The organism is Bradyrhizobium sp. 33ap4 (assembly GCF_032654765.1).
Classification (GTDB): Bacteria; Pseudomonadota; Alphaproteobacteria; order Rhizobiales; family Xanthobacteraceae; genus Bradyrhizobium; species Bradyrhizobium australafricanum.
Genome location: NZ_JAUMTJ010000055.1, coordinates 1 through 25,091, shown reverse-complemented (window position 1 = coordinate 25,091; position 25,091 = coordinate 1). Strand labels below are relative to the sequence as shown.

Sequence of the window (25,091 nt, the reverse complement as noted above, 5' to 3'; positions counted from 1 at the left end):
TGGTTGACGGGCTGTCTGGAAGACGAGCCGGCCCCGGACGATCCGACACTCAACGGCGAGGATTTATTGCAGTTCCGGCGGCGAGGAACGGTCGAGGATCTCGCCCTTTGCGCCTTCCAGCAGGTCGAGCGCGTAGGTCTCGATGGTCAGCGGCCCCCGCATGCGCTTGGCTTCGGCCACCCTTTCGATATGGGCGAAATTGTCGCGCAGCGAGGCCGGCATCGCCTGCTCGACCTCGTGCATATAGAGCAGCTTGCCAGCCAGTTGCGCCGGGCTCGGCTCTTGCATGTTGACCCAGCGAATGCGCTGGCCCTGCTGGGCAACGCAGGTGCCCTTCGGGAGATAGAAGGCGAGCCAGCCGGTGGTGCCGTAATCCGCCGCCAGCACGCAGCTCGCGCCGGTCCGCACGCGGGTCGCCTCGATCTCGTCCGCAAGCTCCTGCCAGCCGACACCGACGCTGCGCACGGTGGCGTCACGGCGGTAGCCCGAGAGCAAACCGGTGTTGGCCTGCACGATCAGCAGCGCGAACAGCACGACGCCGACGGGCGCGGCCCAGCGGCGGCAGAAATCGACCGTGCGCTGCTCGCGCGGCGCCCACTGCACCTGGACTGCCGCGACCGCGGCCGCTACGGCAAAGGCGGGATAGACCGGCGCGAACCAGTTGGCCTCGACCCGCGCATGCAATGCGTGCCAGGTGAAGTAGACCACGATGGTCCAGAACATCGTGTTGACCAGCACGCGCGCCTCCAGCGCGCCGGCGCGGCGCCGATAGAGCGCGTAGAGGCCCATCACGCCGAGAATGAAGACCAATGGCGTTGCGAACGCAAACTGGGTCGGGATCAGCTCGGCGATGTAGGTCGGCCGGAAATCCTCGATCCGCGCCCGGCCCATCTGCTTGATGAACGACACCCAGTGGTGATCGGCATTCCAGCGGATGACCGGGCTGAACAGGCCGAGGGCGACCAGACCGCCGAGATAGAGCCAGGACGAGAGAAACCAGCGCCGCAGCTTCGGCACCGTCGCAAGCCAGATCAGGATCGCCGGACCAAAGAACAGCGCCGAGTATTTCGACAGCAGCGCCGCGCCGGCGCTGGCGCCGACCGCAAGCCACCATTCGCCGCGACCGCTCTCCAGCACCTTTGCCAGCGCGTACAGCAGGAGGCTGGCAGCGACCAGCAGCGGCGCATCCGGCGTCACGATCAACGTGCCGACGGCGGCCATCAGCGTGACATTGAGCAGGATCGTTGCGCTCGCGGCGATGCGCCGGCCGCCGAACAGGATGCCGGCCGCCCGGTAGATCGCCCAGCTCATCGGCAGTGCGAGCAGGATCGACACCAGCCGCACGCCGAACGGCGTATCGCCCGCGATCATGGTGCCGAGCCGGATCACCACCGCCACCATCGGCGGATGGTCGTAATAGCCGCCGGCGAGCGACTTCGACCACATCCAGTAATAGGCTTCGTCGAAAGTCAGCGGCGTCCATGCCGCGGCGGCCAGCCGCAACACGACCAGCGCGCACACCGCAAGCGCGGTGTTTCGGGCCAGCCGCGCCTCGCTCGCGTTCATGCCACCGTCATCGCTTGCGCCAGACGAACAGCCCGGACATCGCGTAATTCCACACCACGCCCATCAGTGCGCCGGCCGCGCCCGCCAGCCACCAGATCGGCTCCTGGTCGTAGACCGAGAACGCGACGCCGACATTGGCGAGCAGGCCGACGCTGCAGACCAGATAGAACAGCAGCAGGCCGCGCAGGATGCCAAAGCCCTTCAGCCGCTGATCGCGATAGGTCAGGAAATTGTTGAGGATGAAATTGCTGGTCATGGCGACGATCGCACCGGTGGCCTGGGCCTCCGGGAATGGCGCCTTGAACAGTTCGAGCGCGATGAACAGCACGGTGAGGTGCACCACCAGGCCGAGCCCGCCGACCGCCGCGAACAGAATGAAGCGCAGCGAGATCAGATCATTGGTCAGCTTCGCCAGCACCAGGCCGAGGAAGTCGAGCGCGACCATGGAGTCGAGCTTGCTCTCGCCATGCTGGCGGGCACCGAAGGTGTAGGGGATTTCGACCGCGCGCAGCTCGCCCTCCGCGGTCGCTACGACGTCGAGCAGAATCTTGAAACCCTGCGTCGACAGCTGCGGCGCGAGCTGCTCGAAACGGTCGCGGCGGACCATGAAGAAGCCGCTCATGGGGTCGGCGATCTCGACCTTCAGCGCGCGGCGCGCGATCTCGGTGGCAAACGCGCTGGCGCCGGCGCGCTGCTTGTTGAAGCCGTCGGCCTTGTAGCCCTCGATATAGCGGCTGCCGACCACGAGCTCGGCCTCGCCGCTCTGCAGCAGCGCCACCATCTTCGGCAGCTGGGTCTCGTCATGCTGCAGGTCGGCGTCCATCACCGCGGCATAGGGCGCGCTCGAGGCCAGGATGCCCTCGATGCAGGCGCCGGACAGGCCGCGCCGGCCGATCCGACGGATGCAGCGCACGCGGGAATCCTTCCGCGCCAGCGCGCGCACCACGTCCCAGGTTCCGTCGGGCGAATTGTCGTCGACGAAGATGACTTCCCAGGACACGTCCTTCAGGATCGCGTCGAGCCGGCGGTACAGCACCGTGACATTGTCGCGTTCGTTGAAGGTCGGGACGACCACCGAAAGCAGCGGCAAGCTTGCTGCCAGCGATGAGGTTTCGGGGCTCGGCTTGATGGCTTCGTTCATGAGCGCCAGCGTATAGCCGCAGCCTCTCCCGCTGCCAAGGCAGGCCGACCCAAACGCACGCTCGGAAAGCGGGAAAACGGGGCAAAACACCCCTGAAAATGCCAACGACCACGAACAAGGGGCGCGCGTACATCCGGCGCAGCCAATCAATGTCGTGGTCGTCCGGCGCCGGAGCCCTGAAGCTGCAACGTCGCCGTTGGAAGCAAGATAGGAAGGCCCCAGGCGGTCCGCAAGGGGCGCAGGAGGCGCTAGTTGTTCGGGACTTCCCGGATCACCGGGCCGCGTGGCGCCGGGGCTGCCGGCGCGGCCTCGGCAGCTGGAGCCGCCTGCGGCTGTGCGGCGGACCGGGTCGGGTTACGGAGCTGGCTCGGCGACGGCCCGTAGATGAACGCCGCCGCCAGCGCGACGGCCGCGACCAGTGCGCCCAAGAAACCTGCCGTCGATTGTGATCTCATGCCGATGATCCCCTCGCCTGCGCGGATTGATATCAAAAATCGGCCGGCCGCAACAGGATTTGGGAACCTATTTGGCCGCGGCTCTGCGCCGGGTGAAGGCGGTCACGATGTCCTTCTGCGCGAGCTCGATCGCACGGTTGGCGGTCGTCAGATTCGCGTCGGCGTCCTGCTTCGGAAATTGCAGCGACAGGAAGTCGATCAGCGACACACGGAAGTTCTGCCGCTCCGACGGACAGACATTGGCGATCAGCGAGGTGAACTCCTGGTCGGACATCGCCTTGTTGCTGTCGCGGGGATATTCGCGGGCGAGACAATTCCAGTAGGCGTCGCGGCCGGTGATCGCGAGCTTGTGCGCATCGTCGACCTCATCGGCCATTGCAGCGGAGGATATGGCGGCGGAGGACATGATCAAGAGGGCGGCCGCAACCAGCATGCGCATTGTTGTTCTCCATTTTGGCGCATCGTAGCGAAGAGCGACAGCGACGATAAGCGCCGCCGTGCCGATCTGGCAAACTGGCCAATCACAATTATTTTGATTAGTCTTGCTTCCTGTTCCCTCCCTCACGATGAGTGCAGTCGTGGCCAAAGCTCCCACCAAGGCGACCCAGACAGACACCAAGGCAACCAAGACAGACGCAGGCAACATCTATATCGGCATCGGCGGCTGGACCTTCGAGCCGTGGCGCGGGGTGTTCTATCCGGAGAAGCTCGCGCAAGCGAAGGAGCTGTCCTACGCCGCCTCCAAGCTGACCTCGATCGAGATCAACGGCACCTATTACGGCTCGCAGAAGCCGGAGAGCTTTCGCAAATGGGCCAGCGAAGTGCCCGACGGCTTCATCTTCTCGCTGAAGGGACCACGCTTCGCCACCAACCGCCGCGTGCTCGCCGAGGCCGGCGATTCGGTGAAGCGGTTCTATGATTCGGGCGTGCTGGAGCTGAAGGACCGGCTCGGGCCGGTGCTCTGGCAGTTCGCGCCGACCAAGAAGTTCGACGGCGCCGATTTCGGCAAGTTCCTCGAGTTGCTGCCGCGCAAGCTCGACGGCCGCGCGCTGCGCCACGTCGTCGAGGTCCGCCACGACAGTTTTTGCGTGCCCGAATTCGTCGCCCTGATTCGCGAACACGAGGTGCCGGTGGTGTTCGCCGAGCACGGCAAATATCCGGCGATCGCCGACGTCGCGAGCGACTTCGTCTATGCGCGGCTGCAGAAGGGCAATGACGAATTGAAGACCTGCTATCCGCCGAAGCAGCTCGACGCCTGGGCCAAGCGGTTTCAGGACTGGGCCGCCGGCAGCGAGCCTGACGATCTGCCGAAGGTCGAGAAGACCGCGCCCAAGAAGGCGCCGCGCGACGTGTTCGCCTATGTGATCCACGAGGGCAAGGTCCGCGCGCCGGCCGGCGCGATGGAGCTGATCGAACGGGTGAAGTGAGCGAGAACCGATGGCGAAGGCCAGGAAGCTGTTCACCATCGGCTACGAGCAGACGCCGTCGAAGGCGGTGCTCGACGAGCTCGAGCAGGCCGGCGTCAAGCTGCTGGTCGACGTCCGCGCCATCGCCTCCTCGCGCCGGCCCGGCTTCTCCAAGACCCAGCTCGCCGCCGGTCTCGACGAGCGCGGCATCGGCTACGTCCATCTGCGCGGTCTCGGCACCCCGAAAAGCGGACGGGAAGCGGCACGCAGCGGGCAATATGCGCTGCTGCACAAGATCTATTCGGCGCACCTGAAGACGGCGCAGGCCAAGGAAGAGCTCGACGAGCTGTCGGCGCTGGTCAAGCAGTCCGGCCCGGTCTGCTTCCTCTGCTGCGAGCGCGACCACCAGCACTGCCACCGTCGATGGATCGCCGAGATCATCGAAGAGCGCGACGGCGTCAGGATCGAGAACCTGGCGGCACCGCAGCTCTAGCCTGCCTCGCCCGGCACGTTCAGCGTTCCCTCCATCATCGTCACGCAGCCGCCGCCGACATGCACCGAAGTGATCGCGCCGCCTTGCTTGCGCACGCGCGTCAGCAACAGGCTCGGCCGGCCCATGTCGACGCCCTGCCCGATCCGCAGCCGCAATTCGCCATCGCGCGCGGGATCAATATCGGCGAGCAGCGCCGCGCAAGCCGCGGTCGCGCTGCCGGTGGCGGGATCCAAGTCGGATCGTAGCCATGTCGTTCTGTGAGCCAAGGAGTTGAGTGTTATAGTTGTCTTCCTAAGACCGCTTGGCCTCCGACTTTTCGTAAAGCGTCGTCATCTGCGCAAGCCGCGTCTTCGACAGCTTGAGCTGCGCCGTGATCGCCTTGACCTGCGCGTCATCGGGCGCGCCTCAGCGCCTCGCGCGAGGCGATCTCGACCACCAGGAACGGCAGCCCGACCGAGACGACCTGCGGCGCGTGCCGATCGGTCTTCACATCAGCCGCCGTCAGCGACAGGCACGCGGCGGCGGCGGCCGCGCTGACCTCATTGGTCCGCTGCAGCGCCTGCGGCGCGGTCAGCTCGGCCCCGACCACATTGCCGCCGTCGGACAGGATCTCGACCGGCACGAGGCCCGCCTTCTCCTCGAACCTCAAGCGCGCCGGCGCCTTCGCGGCCCGGCTTGCCAGCACGAAGGCAGTGCCGACATTGGGATGGCCGGCGAACGGAATTTCCGAGCGCACCGTGAAGATGCGAACCTGGGCGTCGTTGACCTTGTCCTGCGGCGGCAGCACGAAGGTCGTCTCGGAATAGTTGAACTCGGTCGCGATCGCCTGCATCGCTTCGGTCGAGAGCCCTTCGGCGTCGAGCACCACGCCGAGCGGGTTGCCGCCGAAGGCGCGGTCGGTGAAAACGTCGACGGTGATATAGCGCCGCTGCATCCTGCTTGTCCTCGTGCTCCGGTCATTCCGATGACGTCACCGTACCACGGCCCGAGCGATGCCCTTCAGAGCACTCGGTACAATCGCGGGCAAGTCACATGCAGACAGCTCGCGCGGCTTGAAGAGACGTGCGTGATTGCCTCGGATCATGTGAGCGTTGCCGCCTACCCCAGCTGCCAGACGTGCACCGGGTGCTCGTAGCCCCGCACCGGGATCTCGCCGCGCGACACCGCGTCCTTGCAGTCGTCGCCGAGCGCATCACGCACCGCGGAGGAAATCAAAAACTGCGAGCCAAGATCCTTGTTCAGTGCCTCGAGCCGCGCCGCAAAATTCACGGTGTCACCGATCACGGTGTATTCCTTGCGCCGGGGCGAGCCGATATTGCCGGCGACGACCTCGCCGATGTGGATGCCGATGCCGATGCGCAGCGGCCAGCTCGTCGCCGCGTTGGTGCGCTCGTTCGCCGCGAGCATTTCACGCGCGGCGGCGACCGCCTGATGCGCGGCGTCGCCGGTCTCGAACGGGGCACCGAACAGCGCGAGAAAGCCGTCGCCCAAAAACTTGTTCACGATGCCGCCATGGCGATCGAGGATATCGACCAGCACGGCAAAGGCGCCATCGAGCCTGTCGACCACCTCTTGCGGCGAGCGGGTGCGCGCACCGGCCGTGAAGCTACGGAAATCCACGAACATCACCGCAACACGGCGGATGTCGCTGCCGGTGCCGGCACCCTCCGTCATCAGACGTTCGACCACCTGCGGCGAGACGTGCTGGCCGAACAGATTGGTGATGCGATCGCGCGCGGTGGCGGCCGCGATGCTGGCCGCGAACTGCCGGCGCAGCTGCATGCCGACCGCGCCGGCCAGCATGCCGCAGATCAGGATGATCGAGCTCCGCGCGCCGTGATAGTAGATGCTGGTCTCGGCCGCGCCGCCGCCCGAGGGATGGAAGAACACCGCCATGTAGAACAGCTCGGCCGCCGCGACGAAGCCGGTGAAGGTCGAGAGCCAGAAGTCGAGCCGCAGCGTCGACAGGATGATGAAGACGAAATAGATCAGCGGCGCCACGAAGCCGAGCGCCTCCTGCGGCCCCATACTGTTCATGTGCAGCGCCAGCACGACGGTCGGCAGCGACGTCTCGACCAGCACGCCGATGTAGCGCCGGACCACCGGCAGGTCGCGCCCCTTGCGCATGTGCCAGCTGATTGCCCCGTGCACCCAGAGCTCGAACAGGATCAGCGGAATGGTGACGTAGAAGACGTAGACGGGGCTGAGGTTGCCGTGCCAGACGCGGCTGACCGCGTCGGGCGCAAAGAAATACACCAGCAGACTGATCGCCGCGAGGGCAGCGGCGGTAGCGATCAGCACCCTGATGCGGAGCAGCTCGGTGGTCATCACCTCGCGCATCAGGGCGTGATGGAAATCGGCGGATACGGTTGTGTCTGCCGCTGCGCCGCTTTTGTCCGAAGATTCCGCCATGCCTCCCACCCCGTCATCCCGGGGCGCGAAGCGAACCCGGAATCTCGAGATTCCGGGTTCGATGCTTCGCATCGCCCCCGGAATGACGATCATTGATGGCATCCATCATAGCCTCAATCGAGCGTGCGGCGGAAGCGCGTCACCGCGATCGTCATGGCGAACAGCATCAGGGCGACCAATGCGACGGTGTCGTATTGCAGGTTCTTCATCGCCGCCCCCTTCAGCATGATGGCCCGGACGATGCGCACGAAATGGGTCAGCGGCAGCCCCTCGCCGATATATTGCGCCCAGACCGGCATGCCCGCGAACGGAAACATGAAGCCGGACAGCAGGATGCTCGGCAGGAAGAACATCATCGAGAGCTGCATCGCCTGCAGCTGGTTCTGGACGATGGTCGAGAAGGTGTAGCCGATCGACAGATTGGTGGTGATGAACAGTGTGGTGAGCAGCGCCAGCAGCGTCAGGCTGCCGAGGACCGGCACACCGAACAGCACAATGCCGATGGCGATGATCAGCGTGGCCTGGATGAAGCCGACCAGCACATAGGGGATGATCTTGCCGAACATCACCTCGACCGGTTTGATCGGCATCGACAGCAGGCTCTCCATGGTGCCGCGCTCGATCTCGCGCGTCACCGAGAGCGCGGTGAAGATCAGCATGGTCATGGTCAGGATGGTCCCGACCAGGCCGGGCACGATATTGAGGCGCGAATCCGCCGCCGGGTTGTAGCGGGCGTGGGCGCGGATTTCGAACGGCATGTCCGGGGGATCGCCGACGTGCAGATCATGCGCCAGCGCCGATTGCACCAGCGGCCCGAGTGCGCCGAGCGCCGAGCCCGACGCGACCGGGTCGGTGGCATCGGCGGCGACCAGCAGCGCCGGTCTGTCGCCGCGCCGCACCGCGCGCTCGAAGCCGCGCGGGATTTCGACGCCGAACAGCACCTTGCCGGATTGCAGCAGCTCGTCGAATTCCTCGACGGTGTGGACCTCGCGGACAAAATGGAAATAGGCGGTGTTCTCCATCGCCTTCAGGATCGAACGGCCGAGATCGCTGTCTTCCTGGGTCAGCACCGCGGTCGGCAGATTGCGCGGCGTGGTGTTGATGGCGTAGCCAAACAACGTCAGCTGCATGACCGGCAGCATGATGATCATGGCGAAAGAGACGCGGTCGCGGCGAAGCTGGATGAACTCCTTGACCAGCATCGCGTAGCTGCGCCGCCAGAAGCCGAATGCCGGCTCCCTCGCCTCGCTGTTCTGGATCGTTTCCGTTGCGCTCATCGCAATTATCCCTGGAGATTATCCTTGAAAGTTATCCTTGGAAATTATCCTTGGAGCGCCCCATCAGATCGATGAAGACGTCTTCGAGCGACGGCTCGCTGGCCTGCCAATGCCACTTCGAATTGTCCCGATAGGGCGCGATCGCGGCCTCGAGCGCCGCCTTGTCGCGGCCGGAGACGTGCAGGCTGGTGCCGAACGGCGCCACCATGTCGACGCCGGGCTTGTCCGTGAGCTCGGCCATCAGGCCGTTGAAATCCTCGCCCGTCACCGTCCAGGTCGACAGCGCGGACGCCGCGATCACCTCGTCCACCGTGCCATGGGCCAAGAGATGACCGTAGGCGATGTAGGCGATCTCGTGACAGCGCTCGGCCTCGTCCATGTAATGGGTCGAGACCAGCACGGTGAGGCCTTCGGCGGCGAGCGCGTGGATCTCGTTCCAGAAATCGCGCCGCGCCTTGGGATCGACGCCGGCGGTCGGCTCGTCGAGCAGCAGCAATTGCGGATTGGGCAGCGTGCAGGCGCCGAGCGCGAGCCGCTGCTTCCAGCCGCCGGAAAGGTCGGCGGCGAGCTGCTCCTCGCGGCCCTTCAGCCCGATCCGCGCGATCATGTCGGCCGCGGCGCCGCGCGCGTCCGGCATGCCATAGAGCCGCGCCACGAATTCGAGATTCTCGCGCACCGACAGATCCTGGTAGAGGCTGAAGCGCTGCGTCATGTAGCCGACCTTGCGCTTGATCTTGTCGGCATCGCGCCGGATGTCGTAGCCGAGGCAGGTGCCCTCGCCGCTGTCGGGCGTCAGCAGGCCGCACAGGATGCGGATGGTCGTGGTCTTGCCGCTGCCGTTGGGACCGAGGAAGCCGTAGATCGAGCCGCGCTTGACCTGCATCGACAGGTCATGGACGACCTCGCGTCCGCCAAACGACTTGGTCAGGCCCTTCACATCGATCGCGATGGAGGGTGCGTTGGACCGCGCGCTGGTGGAGCCGCCGTTCATCTGCGCTCCGCCACCGGCGTCTTGGGATTGAGGTAGATGCTGATCGGCTGACCGACGCGCAGCACATCGGGCCGGCTCGGCCGCGCCTGGATCAGATAGACCAGCTTGTTGCGCTCATCGAGGCTGTAGATGACCGGCGGCGTGTACTCCGCCGTGGTGGCGATGAAGTAGATCTTTGCCGTGAGGTCGGCGGCGCAATTATCGCAGGTCACCCTCACCTCGTCGCCGAGCGCAAGCTTCGGCAGCTCGGCCTCCGGCACGAAGAAGCGCAGCTTCATGTTGCCGGGCGGCATGATCGACAGCACCGGGCGCTGCGCCTGCACCATCTCGCCCTCGCGGAAATAGATCTGCTGGATCGAGCCCGCGATCGGCGCAAAGCCCTTGCGACGGTCGAGCCGGGTCTGCGAGGTGTTGACCCGCGCCTCCGCGACGCGCAGCGCCGAGACCGCGGAATCCAGATTGGCCTGGGTGCCGGCGCCGGTGCCGCGCAGCGAGGCCGCGCGGTCATAGCTCTGCCGCGCATTGGCGAGGGTCGCATTGTTCTGGTTGAGATCGGCGCGCTGCAAATCGTCGTCGACCGAATAGAGCAGATCGCCGGGCTTGACCTCGTCGCCTTCGCGCACATTGAGCTTGATGACGCGGCCGGATTCATCGGGGCTGACGAAGATCATGTCGGCCTCGACCCAGCCCTGGAAGCCGGGATCACGCTTCTCCTGGCAACCGGCCAGCGCCGCCGCCAGCACGACTGCGGTCACGAGCTTCATCATGCGCGAGCCGGTCATGGCTTGCTCCGTTCGCCGAAGATCAGATCGAGATGAACCTTGAACATCGCGAGGGCATCGAGCGGCGCGTGCCGGGCAAACAGGCCCTGCCAGATCACCGCGACGATCGCGGGCGCCACGACGAGTTGCGGAAACTGCGCGAGTTGGCGCTGCCTGATCTCGCCGCGCGTGATCGCAAGCTGGATCAGCGCCTGCATCGCGGCCATCCCCTTCGACACCACCTCGCGGAAATAGAAGTCGGCGATCGTCGGGAAGCGCGGCCCTTCGGAGACGATCAAACGGACGATGTCGCCGCGCCGGGTCGACACGATCTCGCGGATGAAGGTCTCGGCAAACCTCTCCACCGCATCGCGCACCGGGCCGGTGATGGTGGGCGGCGCGGCCATGCGATTGACCAAGGGCACGACTGCGGTGCGGATCAACTCCTCGAACATCGACTCCTTGTCCTTGAAGTACAGATAGAGCGTGCCCTTCGCGACGCCCGCCCGCCTGGCGACATCGTCGAGCCGCGTTGCGGCAAAGCCGCGCGCAATGAACTCGTCCATCGCCGCCTCGACGATCGCAGCGCGCCGCTCCGCCGATTTCTCGGCGCGGTTCGCAGCAGGCTTGGCCTCGGGCAGCTTTGCCGAGGCCACCTTCGGGATCCTCGCCGCGGCAGCCCGGATCGCGGTGGCCCGGCGCCTGGCGGGCCGGGAGCGGGTCGTCTTTTCGATGCGCTCTGTCATGGTCATAATATGACTGACCAGTCAGTCATTGTCAATGTGTTCAGAGAAAACGCCTGCCGGCCGGAAGCGTTCCTGTCGGCCTTCCCGGCCCCTCAGGGTGCGCATAGATTCGCGATCTCGCGGCGCAAATGCCCGAATTTGCTGCTTATTTCCGCCCCTCTGGGGAACAGTGGGCGCTGGGAAAGCCGGGTGCCGATCGCACCCGCGGGCCCTGTGCAACAAAAAGGCACAGGGGTGGCACCACAGGTGTAACCGGAGCAATCCGGCTTTGCCTGCGCGATGCGCTACGGCTCACTTCGTGCTCTCCCCGGCGAGATTGGGGGGAATTTGATACAAGCGGTCCGCTGGGGGAACACCAATGAGCGATTGGTTACACAACCTTTCTGTGCCGTGGATGGCCTTCATCGTCTTCGGCTTCACCTATCTTGTTGCCGTTCTCATTTTCGCAGGCGTTGCGATCCTGTCGACCAAGGAGCGCGCAACGTCTTTCAAATCGATCTCTCCCGGCATGTTGCCGGTGCTCGGCATCCTTTTCGGCCTGTTTGTCGCGTTCACCGCGGCACAGGTCTGGAGTGACAGTGATCGCGCCACCGCGGCGGTGAGCCGCGAAGCCAGTTCGCTGCGCGCCGTCACCCTGCTCGCCAGCGGCCTGCCGCCGGAGCAGGAGACGCGCCTGCGCGGCCTCGTTCGCGACTACGTCGAGGAAACGGTCGCCGTGGAATGGCCGATGATGGCGCGCCAGGCTGCATCGCTCAAGGCAGCGCCCCCCGCGCTGACCGCGGCGCTGCGGCTTGTCGTATCAACGCCCGCGCAAAACCCGGGCCAGCAGACGACGCAGCACGAGATCATCACCAATCTGAATTCGGCACTCGATGCGCGACGACAACGGATCATCGTCAGCCAGACGGAGGTCGACTCGATCAAATGGTGGTGCCTCTACCTTCAGGCCATCTGCGAGCTATTGGTCATTGCCCTTGTTCACTGCGACAACCGGTTGGGATCCGCCATCGCGATGGGACTGTTCGCGACCGGCGTGGCCACATCGGTTCTGCTGATTGCCGCGCACGATCGACCATTCACCGGCCAGATATCGATTGCGCCGACGCCGTTGCTGCAGATCATGCCGGACAAGGAGGCTAGCCGATAAGCGCCGGACCGCACACGCGCGCTGTCCGCTAGGTGTGAAACTTCAACCCATCGAGGATCTTGTCGACCACCTTGCGCTCGGCGCGAATGGCGAGGCCGACCAGGTTGAGCTCGCTGCGCACGACCGCCTTCACCACCTCGCGGTTGGCGGCGTCATGCGTCGTCTTGAACATGTCCTCGGTGTAGAGCGCCGGCTGCACGTTGCGCGCCAGCGCGCGTTCCAGAGCCCGCGACAGCGCAGGCCCGTCGGCGCCGTAGATCAGGATCGGCTGGCCGATCAAAGAGAGATATCTGGTCCCCGAGCCGTCCTCGTAATTCTCGCCGATGCATTCGGGAAAGGAAGCCGCGATGCCGCCGGCAAGAAACGACGCCACGTTGAGCTTCTGCCAGACTTCCAGGTCGGTGCGGATCACGACCGCGATCTTGGTGTCGAACTGCATGGCGATAAATCTATCCGCAGGTTGACGACAAACGCCAGTTCTGACCGCGCATCCCTCATCTGCCCGCCAGGCGCTGACGTTAGTTTCTTGAGCAACCCACGGGCGGACCCTGCCCGCCCGAAGGGCGACGTCGCGGCTGGCGAAGCTGATATCGCTGCGGCGAAGAAGCTCAACCCACACGTCGACCGCTAGCCGTGCGACGTCGCAAAGGCCAGATCCGTGCCGGGACGGAAAGCGATAGTCAGCTCCTGCGCCGCGTAGTAGGCTTCGGGCGTTCGATGACCATCAGCATATTTCAGGGCATTGCATCATGATCAGCAAGGCCGATGTTGTTGTTATTGGTTCGGGCGGATTGGGCGCGGCCACAGCCTATTACCTGAGCAAGCGTGGAGGTCTCAGCGTCGCCCTTGTCGACAAGCATGAGATCGGATCGCAAACCTCGCCCCGCGCGGCAGGCATGGTGAGTTGTGCGCGCAAGAGCGACTTGATGATTGGCCTCATCAAGGACGCATGCCGCAAGATCGAGGCGTTCACGGAAGAAACCGGCCAGCCGCTCGACTGGGTGCATTCGGGCAGCCTCAAGGTTGCGCGCCGGCCGCAGGACGCCGAAGTGATCGAGGACGACTTCGAGCGCGGACGCAGCACCGGCCTCGACGTCGAGCTGATCTCTCCGGAACAGGCGAGCGCTCTCAATCCGTTCTTGCAGCCGACGGGCGTCGTTGCGGCGATGCGGATCGGCGACGACCGGTATTTCGACCCGGCGCAGGTTGCCGTCGGTTTCGCCACAGCCGCCGCGGCCAACGGTGCAACCTTGCTGCCGAAGACTGACGTGCGCGCCGTCAACATCGTCGGCGGCACCGTGATCGGCTTGACCACCGCGAACGGCGTCATTGAAAGTCCGGTTGTCGTCGATGCGGCCGGCGCGTGGACACGGCAGGTCGCGGAGGCGAGCGGGATCCGCGTGCCGCTGGTGCCGACCCGGCAGCAGTTGATCGTGACCGAGCCTTTGGATGGCGCGCGGGCCGACCTGCCGATGATCCGCATCATGGATGCTGCGGTGTATGCCCGCCCATGTCAGGGCGGCTTCCTGTGGGGTGTCTACGAGGAAACGCCGCGCTTCTTCGATATGCAGTCGCTTGGGGCCGGCTTCGACGTCAAGGACATGCCGCTCGACATCGGCGTGCTTCATGCCGCCGCCGATGAGGTCAAGGACCAGCTCCCGTTCCTGCAAACCGCCAAGGTGCGGGAGTTTCGCGGCGGCATTCCGACCATGACCGCCGACGGCCATCATATTCTCGGCCCGGCCGCCGGCGTGACCGGCTTCTATTTTGCGAGCGGGTGCAACGTCGCCGGTCTGTCGATCTCGCCGACCGTCGGCGAGGCGCTTGCGGCCTGGATCGTGGACGGCAAGCCGCCCGTCGATCTATCGCCGATGTCGGTCATGCGGTTCAAAGACCAATCGTGGTCCGAAGACCAATTGGAGCGCGACGCCGCCTGGCAATACCGGCACTTTTATGGCGCCGTCTGAGCGCGGCAGCGCGCTTTGCCCACCAGGCGGATTGCGGCGACTGCCCTACCCCTTGGCGTCGCAGGCCCAGGCGCGGATCACGCATTCCTTGCCGCCATAGTCGTAGCACTTCCTGGTCGCGGCATTGAGCGAGCTCGAGATCTTCGGCGCCACGGCATAGCCATGGGCGCCGCAGGGATTCTTCATGTCGATCGAGAGCGCGGCGCAGGCCCGCTTCATGGTCACGGTGGTGCAATCGCCCTTGCACTGCTTCAGCGCGGCGGCGCGCGCCGCGCCTTCCGCCGGATAGTCGTAGGCCTGGCCATAGGCCCCGCACTTGCCGACCGCGAACGCGCCGGCCGCGCGCGCCTTGGGCACGAAGGTTTCCACGGAGAAACGCGTGGCGCCGAGCAGCAATGTCAGGACGAGAATCGTCAACGCGCGACGCTGCGCGACGGCGGTCGAAATGATCAAGCGGAAATCCCCCAAAGCCCGGCGCGGACTGTACGCAGGGGTCGTTTCCAGATGGTGAATGACGGGTTGAGAGCGAATTCTATCCACTCGTCGTCCCGGCGAAGGCCGGGACCCATAGCCACCGATGGTGATGATTGCGCGAGGCTCTGGCCGCTATCCCACCAACAACAACGATTGGTGGTAATGGGTCCCGGCCTTCGCCGGGACGACGCGGAGAATGTTCAGCCCTGTCTTGCCGCTTCCAGCGCCTGCGGCGTGTCGATGTCGAGGAAGGCGCTGTCGCCGTCGACCGGGACCTCGGCGACTACCTCGGCATGCTTGGTGATCAAGTGACGCGCGCCGATGTCGCCGTCGAGCGTCATCAGCTCCTTGAAAAAGCGCCGCGACCACAGCACCGGATTGCCGCGGCGGCCCTCACTGACCGGGACCGCGATCAGATGGCCGCGGTCCGGCGCGAAGGTCTCGATCAGGCGATCGATCAGCTTCGCATCGATCAGCGGCATGTCGCCGAGGCAGACGATCGCGCCGTCGGCGCTGTCGGACACCGCCGCAATGCCCGCCTTCACCGAGCTGGCGAGGCCGCCGGCGAAATCCGGGTTGCGGACGAATTTGACCTTGAGGCCATCGAGCGCCTGCTCGACCAGCTCGGCCTGATGCCCGGTGACGACGATGACCTCGGAAGCCTTCGAGGCCAGCGCTTGCTCGGCGACGATGCGCGCGAGCTTCTTGCCGTCGAGCTCGGCGAGCAGCTTGTTCGGGCCGCCCATCCGGGTCGAGCGGCCGGCGGCAAGCACGATCGCGGCGACGTTGCGGTTGCCTTCGGTGTCCGGCACGGTGCGCGGCTGCGGCCGCGTCACGATCTCCATCAACAGGCCGCCGACGCCCATGCCGGTGAGATCCGATCGCGTCACCTTGATGCCGGCGAGCAGCCGCATCAAGACCCAGTCAAAGCCGTTCTCGACCGGCGAGCGCGCGCAGCCCGGCGCGCCCAGCACCGGCACGCCGCCGGCGCTGCCGATCAGCAGCAGATTGCCGGGATCGACCGGCATGCCGAAATGCTCGACCGCGCCGCCGATCTCAGTGATTGCAGCGGGAATGACATCGCGGCGATCGGCGATCGCGGACGCGCCGAACACGATGACGAGCTCGGCGCCGAGCCCGAGCAATTCCTTGATCGAGGCCGCCAGCACCGTCTCGTCATGCGGCACGCGGCGCTCGGCGATGATGGTGGCGCCGGCCGGCGCGAGCCGTTCGGCGGTGACGCGCAGCGTCTTATCGATCACCTTCGGCGCAAGGCCCGGCAGCAGCGTCGAGACCACGCCGACCTTCTGGATCACATAGGGCGCGATCCGCAGCGTATCCTTGCCGGCGACCGCGACGGCGGCATCGCGTAAGCGCCCCTCGACGCCGAACGGGATCAGCTTGACGGTCGCGATCATCTCGCCCTCGACCACCGGCTTGAACGCGGCGAGAGTTGCGAAGGTGATAGCCTCGTCGACGTCGTTGATACGGTCGACCGCGGCGCGATCGATCACCAGCACGCCGGGGCGCGCCGCGAACAGATTGGCGCGGCCGGTGAAGGCGCGCTCGACGTTGACGCCGTCGCCGGCCACCGCCTGCGCGATGCTGGCGGCCGCGGCGTCCTCGGAGACGTCGCCCTCGTCGAGCCGCACCACGACGATCTCGTCGACGCCGGCCTTGGTCAGCGCCTCGACCTCGGCGAGGCCGATCGTGGTGCCCTTCTTGAGCACCAGCGCGCCCTGGCGGAGGGTATGCACGGTGACGCCGCCAATCGCGTCGGCCGGACTGGCGGGACCGAATTTCATGCCGCTTCTTCTTTTTCTTTGGGGGGCAAGCGCAGCTGCGCGGTGATCTCGGCCATGATCGCGACCGCGATCTCCGACGGCGACACCGCGCCGATATCGAGGCCGATCGGCGCGTGGATGCGCGCGATGTCGCTGTCCCTGGCGCCCTGCGCGCGCAGCCGCTCGGCGCGCTTGGCGTGGGTCTTTCGCGATCCGAGCGCGCCGATATAGAAGCAGTTGCGGTCGAAGGCGTGCAGCAGCGCCGGATCGTCGATCTTCGGATCATGCGTCACCGCGACGAAGGCGGTGTAGTGATCGACGTTGAGCGGCGGCAGCGCGACGTCGGGCCATTCGGCGACCAGCGGCACGTCGGGGAAGCGCTCCGGGCTCGCAAACGCGGTGCGCGGATCGACCACCGTGACGTCATAGTCGAGCGAGCGCGCCAGCGCCGCCAGCGCCTGGCTGATATGGACCGCGCCGATGATCACGAGCTTTGCGGTCGGCGCGTAGACGTTGAGGAACAGTTTTTTGCCTGATACCTCGACATTGCCGCTCTTGCCCATCCTGAGCTGCTTTGCGAGCTCGGCGCGCAGCGGATCGGCGGCGATGTCCGCGGCCTTGACCAGGCGCTGATCGCCATTGGCGGTGTCGGTAACGATGATCACCGGGCGGCGCGCGGCGCGCTCGGCGTTCAGCTCTTTCAGGATCTCGAGTTTCACGGCTAACCGACCTTCTCGACGAAGACGCGGATGGTGCCGCCGCAGGACAGGCCGACATTCCAGGCGGTCTCGTCGGCAACGCCGAATTCGAGCATTTTTGGCTGGCCGCTCGCGATGACGTCGAGCGCTTCCGTCACGACCGCGCCCTCGACGCAGCCGCCGGAGACCGAGCCGAGGAAGGTGCCGTCGTCATTGATGACGAGGCTCGAGCCGGCCGGGCGCGGCGCCGAGCCCCAGGTCTCGACCACGGTGGCGAGCGCCACGCCATGGCCCTCTTTCTGCCAGGTCTCGGCGGCCTGCAGAATGTCTTCGTCGCGGTTGAGCATGAGAGCGTCTCCTCAAGCAACAGAACGGATCAGGCTGCGGTGGTGCGCCGGCGGCGGGGATGACAGCGCCCCGATCAAGCCCTTGATGGACGTCAAGTTATGCACCGGGCGAAATTCGTCAACGTGGGGCAGCATCATTTTGATGCCCTGCGCCTTGGCCTCGAAGCCGGAGTAGCGCAGCAGCGGATTGAGCCAGATCAGGCGGCGGCAGGAACGGTGCAATCGGTCCATCTCGAAGGCCAGTTTGGCATCAGCCTCCCGTTCTAGTCCATCGGATATAAGGAGGACGATGGCGCCCTGCCCGAGCACCCGGCGGGCCCAGAGCTGGTTGAAGCTGTGCAGCGAGGTCGCGATCCGCGTCCCGCCGGCCCAGTCCTCGACCGAGGACGAGCAGCTCGCCAGCGCCTCGTCGGGGTCACGGGCCCGTAACGCCCGCGTCACATTGGTCAGGCGGGTGCCGAACAGGAATACCGAGACCCGCTTGCGGTAGTCGGTGATGGCATGCAGGAAATGCAGGAACAGGCGGGTGTACTCGCTCATCGAGCCCGAGATATCGAGCAGCGCCACGATCGGCGCCGGCTTCTCGATCCGGCCGAGCTTTCGGATGTCGATGATCTCGCCGCCGGTGCGCAGCGAGTTGCGCACGGTGCGGCGCATGTCGAGCCGCAGGCCCCGCGCATCCGGCTGGTAGCGGCGGGTCACGAGCTCGGCCTGCGGCAGCCGCATCTTGGCGATCTCGCGCGTCACCTCGGCGATCTCCGCCGCGGTCATCTGCGCAAAATCCTTCTTCTGCAGGATCTCCTTGTCGGAGACCGAGAGCTTCAGCTCCTGCTCCTGGGCCTGCGGCCGCTCCTCGCTCCGCGCCGGCTGCGCCATCGCCTCCTGGACGCGGCGCGAGGCCGGCGGCGGCTTCTTCCTGGCGTGGTCCGGCAGCGGCACCGAATCCAGCATGCTCTTCCACTCCTCGGCGGCGCGGAAGAACAGCATAAAGGCCTGGCGGAAGATCAGCGCGTGCTCGTGGCGCTTGACGAAGATCGCTTCCAGCGTGGCGTAGAAATCGGAGCGATGGCCGACCTCGATCAGCTGCAGCGCGTCGAGCGCATCGATCACCGAGCCCGGCCCGACGGGAAGCCCGGCCGCCCGCAGCGCGCGGGCAAAGCCGATCACGTTGTCGGCCATGTGGCCGGTCGGAGGCGCGAGGTGGTTGATCGCCATTGTTATTTGGCCTCGTCATTCCGGACCGCACGAAGTGCGGATCCGGAATCTGGAGATTGCGGCGCGAGATTCCGGGTTCACGCTTCGCGTGCCCCGGAATGACGGCTAGTCGCTCGTCGCTTCCTTCAATGTCTTCTGCAACGCATCGCCCTGCATGCGCGCGATGTCGTCCTGATACTTCAAGAGCGCGCCCAGCGTGTCGCCGACGACCTGCGGGGTCAGAGAGCGGGCGTCGAGCTCGGACAGCGCGGTGGCCCAGTCGATGGTCTCGGCGACGCCCGGCGACTTGTAGAAATCCTGGTTGCGCAGCGCCTGCACGAAGCGGACGACCTGCTGCGACAGCTTGGCGGAGATGTTCGGCACCCGCGACTTGACGATCGCAAGCTCGCGCTCGGCTGTGGGATAATCCACCCAGTGATAGAGACAGCGCCGCTTCAGCGCGTCATGAATCTCGCGCGTGCGGTTCGAGGTGATGATCACGATCGGCGGCGCCGGCGCCTTCACGGTGCCGAGCTCGGGAATCGTGACCTGGAAGTCGCTGAGGATTTCCAGCAGATACGCCTCGAACGCCTCGTCGGCGCGGTCGAGCTCGTCGATCAGCAGCACCGGAGGACCCGCGACATCAGGCTCGAGCGCCTGCAGCAGCGGCCGCTTGATCAGGAAGCGTTCGGCGAAAATGTCGCTGGCGAGCTGGTCGCGATCGGTATCGCCGGAAGCCTCCGCAAGGCGGATCGCGATCATCTGCGCCGCACTGCTCCACTCGTAGACCGCGGAGGCGACGTCGAGGCCTTCATAGCATTGCAGGCGGATCAGCTTGCGCCCGAGCGCCGCCGACAGCACTTTTGCGATCTCGGTCTTGCCGACACCGGCCTCGCCTTCGAGGAACAGCGGCCGGCCCATCCGCAGCGCGAGATAGGTCACGGTCGCGAGCGACCGCTCGGCGAGGTAGCCGCGCGAGGTCAGGAGATCCTCGAGCGCATCGACGGAAGTGGGTAACGCCGATGCACTCATGGAACAGCCAGTCTTCGAACAGAGGTCAGCAAAGTCACGCCTTGGTACTTAGTCCTTGGCGTTCGCGGCTTCTACCGCCCTGCGCGTCAAAACGCCGATCAGATGCGCGCGGTATTCTGCACTGCCGTGCAGGTCGCTGTTCAGCCCGTCAGCCGAAACCGCGATGCCGTCGAGCACCTTGTGCGAGAAGCGCTTCTTCAGCGCGTCCTCGAACGCGGTGACGCGGAAGACGCCGTCGGAGCCCGCGCCGGTGACCGCGACGCGCACGTCGGACGGACGCTTGGCCACGAACACCCCGACCAACGCATAACGCGAGGCCTGGTTGCGGAACTTGACGTAGGCCGCCTTCTTCGGCAGGGGGAACATCACCTTGGTGATGATCTCGTCGGCCTCCAGCGCGGTCGAGAACAGGCCCTGGAAATACTCCTCGGCCTTGAGGCGGCGCTTGTTGGTGACGATGGTCGCGCCCAGCGCCAGTACCGCGGCCGGATAGTCGGCGGTCGGGTCGTTGTTGGCGAGCGAGCCGCCGATGGTGCCGCGGTGGCGCACGGCGGGATCGCCGATCAGGCCGGCAAGCTCGGCCAGCGCCGGGATCGCCTCGCCCACGACCGCGGAGTTCGCGACTTCGGCATGCTTGGCGGTGGCGCCGATGACCAGCGAGCGGCCCTTCATCTCGATCGTGTCGAGACCTTCGATGTGGGAGAGATCGACCAGATGCGGCGGGCTGGCGAGCCGCTGCTTCATGACCGGCACCAGCGTGTGGCCGCCGGCGATCAGCTTGGCGTCCTCGTTCTTCATCAGCAGGTTGGCGGCCTGCCGCACGGTGCCGGGACGGTGATATTTGAATTCGTACATTGGAATGTCCTGATCGCGCTCGCGATGAATTGCTGACTAGGCGAGGTCCGACTTCGCCATCGCCTTGGCGCCGGCGGCGATCGAAGCAACGATGTTCTGGTAGCCGGTGCAGCGGCACAGATTGCCTTCCAGCTCCTCGCGGATCACCTCGTCGGAGAGCTCGTGGCCCTTGCGATGGACCAGGTCGACCGCGGTCATGATCATGCCCGGCGTGCAGAAGCCGCACTGCAGGCCGTGATGCTCGCGGAAGGCCTCCTGCATTGGATGCAGCGGCGCACCGTCGGCTGCAAGCCCCTCGATGGTCTTGACCTCGTGACCGTCGGCCATCACCGCAAGCGTCGTGCAGGACTTCACCGCCCTGCCGTCCAGATGCACGACGCAGGCGCCGCACTGCGAGGTGTCGCAGCCGACGTGGGTGCCTGTCAGCCGCAGGTTTTCGCGCAGAAACTGGACCAGAAGGGTACGGGGATCGACATTCGCGTTCACGGGGTTGCCGTTCACGATCATTGAAATCTTGGCCATCAGCACTCTCTTATCTGCGCCACCGCATATCGGCGAAGCAGGCGGTTTTAAATCATTCCAGACGGCATAATATGGGCGCGCCCCGCGATGGGCAACCTTTCGAGCCACCCCTCCAGGACATGGCCGGACCTGAATAATCCAGCCGAAAGGCGGGGCTAACCCTGCACCGCCTTGGCGAAATTTGCAAAGAATTCATCGGCCAGCTTCTTGGCGGCGCCGTTGATCAGGCGCTGGCCGAGCTGGGCGAGCTTGCCGCCGATCTGCGCCTCCACATTGTAGCTCAGAAGCGTACCGCCATCCTTGTCTGCAAGGCCCACGGTGGCGCCGCCCTTGGCAAAGCCGGCGACCCCGCCCTCGCCTTCGCCTGAGATCTTGTAGCCGTTCGGCGGGTCGAGATCGCTCAAGGTGACCTTGCCCTTGAAGCGGGCGGAGACCGGGCCGACCTTCATCTTGGCGGTGGCGCGGAAGCCGCCCTCGTCGGTCTTCTCCAGCTCTTCGCAGCCGGGAATGCAGGCCTTCAACACTTCGGGATCGTTGAGCTTGTCCCACACAGCCTGGCGCGGCGCTGCAAGCTGGACTTCGCCGGTCATTGTCATGGCCATGGGGGACCTCCTCGATCGCTAGAACCTTTTCCCCCAAGTAAAGCAGGCGGGACACAAAGGAAAGGGCACCTTCGGAGGATGAGCGATGCATATTCGCAACCGCAGCAAGCCAAGCCGATCGTTCACGAAATCGCGCAATCCCCGTTGTTGAAAATGCAGGCAGCCCCGGGGCATTGGCAGCGACGCGCGACAGTGGTTAGGTCGCCGGCCATGAGCACAGCCCTCTCCCCCCTGCTTGCGCCGATGCTGTCGAGCGCCGCGATGCGCGCGGTGTGCAACGACGCCGCTACGCTGCAGAACATGCTGGATTTCGAGGCCGCGCTGGCCCGCGCCGAGGTGGCCTGCGGGGTGATTCCCGCAGCTGGCGCGGGACCGATCGGCGCCGCCTGCAAGGCCGAATCATTCGACCTGGCCGCGCTGGCCGACGCCGCGACGCGGTCCGGCAATCTGGCGATCCCGCTGGTGAAGGCCCTGACCGCCAATGTCGCCAGGGCGGACGCCGAGGCGGCGCGCTACGTGCATTGGGGCGCGACCAGCCAGGACGTCATCGACACCGCGACGATGCTGTCGTTGCGTGCGGGGATCGACGCGCTGCTGGCCGACCTCGACCGCGCCGTCGCCGGCTTCGCCGGGCTTGTGCGCGCCCATCGCGACACCGCCGTGGTGGCGCGGACCTGGCTGCAGCACGCGCTGCCGATGCCGTTCGCCCTCAAACTCGCCGAATATGCCGCGGCGCTGCATCGCTCCCGCAAGCGCTTGCTGCGCCTGCGCCGCGAGACGCTGGCGCTGCAATTCGGCGGCGCCGCCGGGACGCTCGCCGCGCTCGGCGATAAGGGCCTTGCGGTCGCCGCCGCCCTTGCGCAAGAGCTCGATCTGCCCCTGCCGGATGCGCCCTGGCATACCCATCGCGACCGCATCGCCGAGGCCGCGTCGGTGTTCGCCATCCTCGCCGGCAGCTGCGGCAAGATCGCGCGCGACGTTTCGCTGATGATGCAGACCGATGTCGGCGAGGCCTTCGAGCCTGCCGGCGCTGGCCGCGGCGGCTCCTCCACCATGCCGCACAAGCGCAATCCGGTCGCCGCCGCGAGCGCGCTGGGGGCTGCGACCATGGCGCCGAATCTCGCCGCGACGATCTTCGCCGCGCAGGTGCAGGATCATGAGCGCAGCGCCGGTCCGTGGCATGCGGAATGGCCGACCTTGCCGGGCCTGATGCTGGTGACCTCGGGCGCGCTTGCTGCCATCGTCGATCTCGCCGAAGGGCTTGAGGTCGATGCGGCGCGGATGCGCGTCAATCTCGATGCGACTCAAGGGTTGATCATGGCGGAAGCCGTCACCTTTGCGCTCGCCGACAAGATCGGAAAGAGCGACGCCCATCATCTGATCGAGGCCGCCAGCAAGCGCGCGGTCGCGGAGAAGAAGCACCTGCGCGAGGTGCTGTCGGCGGACGCCAAGGTCACCGCGCATCTCGACGCGAAACGAATCGCGGAGCTGTTCGAGCCGATGGCCTATCAGGGCGCCTCGCAAGCGCTGATCGACCGCCTGCTGGCTTCACTGGATGACAAATAGCGACGATGTCATTGCCGGGCAACAGCGCGAAGCGCATGTTCGCGCAGATGACCCGGCAAGCGCATGACGAGAGGGACAAGACGATGCCGATGATCAACGCCGACGGGTGCCTGCTCAACGTCCAGGTGGACGGCCGCGACGGCGGACCGACCTTGATGCTGTCGAACTCGCTCGGCTGCACCTTACAGATGTGGGAGCCGCAGATGCGGGCGCTGACGCAGCTGTTCCGCGTCATCCGCTACGACCGCCGCGGTCACGGCAAATCCGGCGTGCCGGCGGGCCCCTACTCCATGGAGCGGTTCGGCCGCGACGTGCTGGCGATCCTCGACGACCTCAACATCGAGAAGGTGCACTGGTGCGGCCTGTCAATGGGCGGCATGGTCGGACAGTGGCTGGGAGCGAATGCCCCGGAAAGATTCGGCAAGATCATCCTCGCCAACACCGCCTGCTACTATCCCGATCCGACCAACTGGCTGAACCGCATCAAGGCGGTGAAGGAAGGCGGCATCGCCGCCGTCGCCGACGCCGTGATCGCCGGCTGGCTGACCGCCGATTTCCGCGAGCGCGAGCCGGAAACCGCGGCGCGCATGAAGGCGATGCTGATTGCCTCGCCGGTCGAAGGCTATCTCGCCTGCTGCGAGGCGCTATCGACACTCGACCAACGCGCCCTGCTGCCGAAGATCAAGAGCCCGACCCTGGTGATCGCGGGAAAGCAGGACATGGCAACGCCGGTGTCGGCAGGCGAAATGATCCGCAGCGGCATTCCCGGCGCCAGCATGACGCTGCTCGATGCCGCGCACATTTCCAACGTCGAGCAGTCGCACGCCTTCACCGAGGCCGTGGTCGGCTTCCTGACGCAACGGTAACGGTCATCGTCATTCCGGGGCGATGCGAAGCATCGAACCCGGAATCTCGATCCGCATCCATAACTTCGAGATTCCGGGTTCGGTCCTGCGGACCGCCCCGGAATGACGTAACCGGGAAAGATGCTCTATGGGCGACAATCAGCACGCAGCCCGGATGCAGCGAAGCGAAATCCGGGACAAGTCTTTCGGCCAACGCTGAAGCCCCGGATTGCGCTGCGCTCCATCCGGGCTACGATTTCATGAGGAGACATCCATGGACGACAATCAGCGCCGCGACGACGGCATGACGCAGCGCCGCAAGGTGCTCGGCAATGAATGGGTCGACAAGTCGATCAAGAACCGCAACGCGTTCAACACCGACTTCCAGGACCTGATCACGCGCTATGCGTGGGGCGACATCTGGACCCGGCCGCATTTCGATCACCGCACCCGGCGCGTGCTTGTGATCGGCACCATGGTCGCGCTCGGCCAGTGGGACGAATTCCGCCTGCATGTGCGCGCCGCGCTCGCCGAGGGCGGCTTCACGCCCGAGGACATCAAGGAGATCCTGCTGCAGCAGGCGATCTATTGCGGCGTGCCCGCGGCCAATCACGCCGTCAAGGAAGCCGGCGCGATCATTGCCGAGCTAGGAGCATGATCCGGAAAAGTGCGAAGCGGTTTTCCGAAAAGATCATGCGAAAAAAACGACTAAAGCGCGAAGACTATCGCGCTTTAGGTGGTGTGGACACTAGCGCATCCATAGAACAATGGCAGCGAGAGTGACGACGGCCCGGTAATTCCGGGCCGTTT

Annotated in this window: 26 protein-coding genes and 2 pseudogenes; 7 read left to right on the top strand and 21 right to left on the bottom strand. The window is 65.7% G+C overall.

Features of this window, described 5'->3' with window-relative positions; genetic code table 11:
- Nucleotides 1–63: 63 nt before the first annotated feature.
- The 4 genes from Q2M23_RS33040 to Q2M23_RS33025 form a co-directional block, all read right to left on the bottom strand.
- Complete coding sequence (locus tag Q2M23_RS33040; protein ID WP_316398296.1) at nt 64–1,566, bottom strand: glycosyltransferase family 39 protein; 1,503 nt, start codon at nt 1,564–1,566, stop codon at nt 64–66.
- 7 nt (nt 1,567–1,573) lie between these two features.
- Complete coding sequence (locus Q2M23_RS33035) at nt 1,574–2,707, bottom strand: glycosyltransferase family 2 protein (RefSeq protein WP_316398295.1); 1,134 nt, start codon at nt 2,705–2,707, stop codon at nt 1,574–1,576.
- A gap of 248 nt (nt 2,708–2,955) precedes the next feature.
- Entirely contained in the window at nt 2,956–3,162 is a 207-nt protein-coding gene (locus Q2M23_RS33030; protein ID WP_057018442.1) for a hypothetical protein, read from the bottom strand.
- 67 nt (nt 3,163–3,229) lie between these two features.
- Nucleotides 3,230–3,601 carry a hypothetical protein gene (locus tag Q2M23_RS33025; protein ID WP_028339943.1) on the bottom strand — a complete coding sequence of 124 codons (372 nt, stop codon included), beginning with the start codon at nt 3,599–3,601 and terminating at the stop codon, nt 3,230–3,232.
- 139 nt (nt 3,602–3,740) lie between these two features.
- On the opposite strand from Q2M23_RS33025, the gene Q2M23_RS33020 reads away from it, so the two are divergent.
- Both Q2M23_RS33020 and Q2M23_RS33015 read left to right on the top strand, forming a co-directional pair.
- The gene (locus tag Q2M23_RS33020; protein WP_316398294.1) at nt 3,741–4,589 is read left to right on the top strand and encodes a DUF72 domain-containing protein; all 849 of its coding nucleotides are present in this window, start codon (nt 3,741–3,743) and stop codon (nt 4,587–4,589) included.
- Between the two features lie 10 nt (nt 4,590–4,599).
- Entirely contained in the window at nt 4,600–5,061 is a 462-nt protein-coding gene (locus tag Q2M23_RS33015; RefSeq protein ID WP_316398293.1) for a DUF488 domain-containing protein, read from the top strand.
- Here Q2M23_RS33015 and Q2M23_RS33010 read toward each other — a convergent pair.
- The 7 genes and pseudogenes from Q2M23_RS33010 to Q2M23_RS32980 all read right to left on the bottom strand — a co-directional run.
- Nucleotides 5,058–5,291: pseudogene (locus Q2M23_RS33010) on the bottom strand (PhzF family phenazine biosynthesis protein); the annotation flags it as partial. The gene Q2M23_RS33015 and the pseudogene Q2M23_RS33010 sit on opposite strands and share 4 nt — an antisense overlap.
- Before the next feature lie 157 nt (nt 5,292–5,448).
- Nucleotides 5,449–5,995 (bottom strand): annotated as a pseudogene (locus Q2M23_RS33005) (PhzF family phenazine biosynthesis protein); the annotation flags it as partial.
- Nucleotides 5,996–6,159: 164 nt separating this feature from the next.
- Nucleotides 6,160–7,473, bottom strand: a complete 1,314-nt coding sequence (locus Q2M23_RS33000; protein ID WP_316398292.1) for an adenylate/guanylate cyclase domain-containing protein — start codon at nt 7,471–7,473, stop codon at nt 6,160–6,162.
- Nucleotides 7,474–7,586: 113 nt separating this feature from the next.
- Nucleotides 7,587–8,750, bottom strand: a complete 1,164-nt coding sequence (locus Q2M23_RS32995; RefSeq protein ID WP_316398291.1) for an ABC transporter permease — start codon at nt 8,748–8,750, stop codon at nt 7,587–7,589.
- A 31-nt stretch (nt 8,751–8,781) separates the two neighbouring features.
- Nucleotides 8,782–9,741, bottom strand: coding sequence for an ABC transporter ATP-binding protein (locus Q2M23_RS32990; RefSeq protein WP_316398290.1), 960 nt, complete (start codon nt 9,739–9,741; stop codon nt 8,782–8,784).
- Nucleotides 9,738–10,523: an HlyD family secretion protein gene (locus Q2M23_RS32985; protein ID WP_038388292.1), complete on the bottom strand. Its 786-nt coding sequence runs from the start codon at nt 10,521–10,523 to the stop codon at nt 9,738–9,740. The genes Q2M23_RS32990 and Q2M23_RS32985 overlap by 4 nt, the downstream gene beginning before the upstream one ends.
- Nucleotides 10,520–11,254 (bottom strand): TetR/AcrR family transcriptional regulator, encoded by a 735-nt coding sequence (locus Q2M23_RS32980; RefSeq protein WP_316398289.1) that lies wholly within the window; start codon nt 11,252–11,254, stop codon nt 10,520–10,522. The genes Q2M23_RS32985 and Q2M23_RS32980 overlap by 4 nt, the downstream gene beginning before the upstream one ends.
- A 502-nt stretch (nt 11,255–11,756) precedes the next feature.
- On the opposite strand from Q2M23_RS32980, the gene Q2M23_RS32975 reads away from it, so the two are divergent.
- Complete coding sequence (locus tag Q2M23_RS32975; RefSeq protein WP_316398288.1) at nt 11,757–12,395, top strand: DUF4239 domain-containing protein; 639 nt, start codon at nt 11,757–11,759, stop codon at nt 12,393–12,395.
- Between the two features lie 28 nt (nt 12,396–12,423).
- On the opposite strand, the gene Q2M23_RS32970 is transcribed toward Q2M23_RS32975, so the two are convergent.
- On the bottom strand, nt 12,424–12,834 hold the full coding sequence (locus Q2M23_RS32970; protein ID WP_057018434.1) for a DUF2000 family protein: 411 nt from the start codon (nt 12,832–12,834) through the stop codon (nt 12,424–12,426).
- Nucleotides 12,835–13,144: 310 nt separating this feature from the next.
- Between Q2M23_RS32970 and Q2M23_RS32965 the strand changes: the two genes are divergently transcribed.
- Complete coding sequence (locus Q2M23_RS32965; protein ID WP_316398287.1) at nt 13,145–14,362, top strand: FAD-binding oxidoreductase; 1,218 nt, start codon at nt 13,145–13,147, stop codon at nt 14,360–14,362.
- A gap of 45 nt (nt 14,363–14,407) precedes the next feature.
- Here the strand turns inward: Q2M23_RS32965 and Q2M23_RS32960 are convergent, their stop codons facing one another.
- From Q2M23_RS32960 to Q2M23_RS32920, 9 genes are all read right to left on the bottom strand, one after another.
- The gene (locus Q2M23_RS32960) at nt 14,408–14,758 is read right to left on the bottom strand and encodes a DUF4189 domain-containing protein (RefSeq protein ID WP_371852140.1); all 351 of its coding nucleotides are present in this window, start codon (nt 14,756–14,758) and stop codon (nt 14,408–14,410) included.
- Between the two features lie 278 nt (nt 14,759–15,036).
- Nucleotides 15,037–16,641 (bottom strand): NTP transferase domain-containing protein, encoded by a 1,605-nt coding sequence (locus Q2M23_RS32955; protein ID WP_076828520.1) that lies wholly within the window; start codon nt 16,639–16,641, stop codon nt 15,037–15,039.
- Nucleotides 16,638–17,339: an XdhC family protein gene (locus tag Q2M23_RS32950; protein WP_316398286.1), complete on the bottom strand. Its 702-nt coding sequence runs from the start codon at nt 17,337–17,339 to the stop codon at nt 16,638–16,640. The genes Q2M23_RS32955 and Q2M23_RS32950 overlap by 4 nt, the downstream gene beginning before the upstream one ends.
- A 2-nt stretch (nt 17,340–17,341) precedes the next feature.
- A complete protein-coding gene (locus Q2M23_RS32945) occupies nt 17,342–17,665 on the bottom strand; it encodes an XdhC family protein (protein WP_018272401.1) in 324 nt (107 codons plus the stop codon).
- 12 nt (nt 17,666–17,677) lie between these two features.
- Complete coding sequence (locus Q2M23_RS32940) at nt 17,678–18,880, bottom strand: vWA domain-containing protein (RefSeq protein WP_028336802.1); 1,203 nt, start codon at nt 18,878–18,880, stop codon at nt 17,678–17,680.
- A gap of 105 nt (nt 18,881–18,985) precedes the next feature.
- Nucleotides 18,986–19,891 carry an AAA family ATPase gene (locus Q2M23_RS32935; protein ID WP_076828515.1) on the bottom strand — a complete coding sequence of 302 codons (906 nt, stop codon included), beginning with the start codon at nt 19,889–19,891 and terminating at the stop codon, nt 18,986–18,988.
- A gap of 48 nt (nt 19,892–19,939) precedes the next feature.
- Complete coding sequence (locus Q2M23_RS32930; protein ID WP_316398285.1) at nt 19,940–20,746, bottom strand: xanthine dehydrogenase family protein subunit M; 807 nt, start codon at nt 20,744–20,746, stop codon at nt 19,940–19,942.
- Nucleotides 20,747–20,782: 36 nt separating this feature from the next.
- The gene (locus tag Q2M23_RS32925) at nt 20,783–21,268 is read right to left on the bottom strand and encodes a (2Fe-2S)-binding protein (RefSeq protein WP_028336799.1); all 486 of its coding nucleotides are present in this window, start codon (nt 21,266–21,268) and stop codon (nt 20,783–20,785) included.
- A 155-nt stretch (nt 21,269–21,423) separates the two neighbouring features.
- Nucleotides 21,424–21,870: an SRPBCC family protein gene (locus tag Q2M23_RS32920; protein WP_016840413.1), complete on the bottom strand. Its 447-nt coding sequence runs from the start codon at nt 21,868–21,870 to the stop codon at nt 21,424–21,426.
- 210 nt (nt 21,871–22,080) lie between these two features.
- On the opposite strand from Q2M23_RS32920, the gene Q2M23_RS32915 reads away from it, so the two are divergent.
- The 3 genes from Q2M23_RS32915 to Q2M23_RS32905 all read left to right on the top strand — a co-directional run bounded on the left by Q2M23_RS32915 (nt 22,081) and on the right by Q2M23_RS32905 (nt 24,939).
- A complete protein-coding gene (locus tag Q2M23_RS32915) occupies nt 22,081–23,436 on the top strand; it encodes a 3-carboxy-cis,cis-muconate cycloisomerase (RefSeq protein WP_316398284.1) in 1,356 nt (451 codons plus the stop codon).
- Between the two features lie 83 nt (nt 23,437–23,519).
- Nucleotides 23,520–24,302 (top strand): 3-oxoadipate enol-lactonase, encoded by a 783-nt coding sequence (gene pcaD, locus Q2M23_RS32910; RefSeq protein WP_092090128.1) that lies wholly within the window; start codon nt 23,520–23,522, stop codon nt 24,300–24,302.
- Nucleotides 24,303–24,555: 253 nt separating this feature from the next.
- Entirely contained in the window at nt 24,556–24,939 is a 384-nt protein-coding gene (locus Q2M23_RS32905) for a carboxymuconolactone decarboxylase family protein (protein ID WP_028336796.1), read from the top strand.
- Nucleotides 24,940–25,091: the final 152 nt, after the last annotated feature.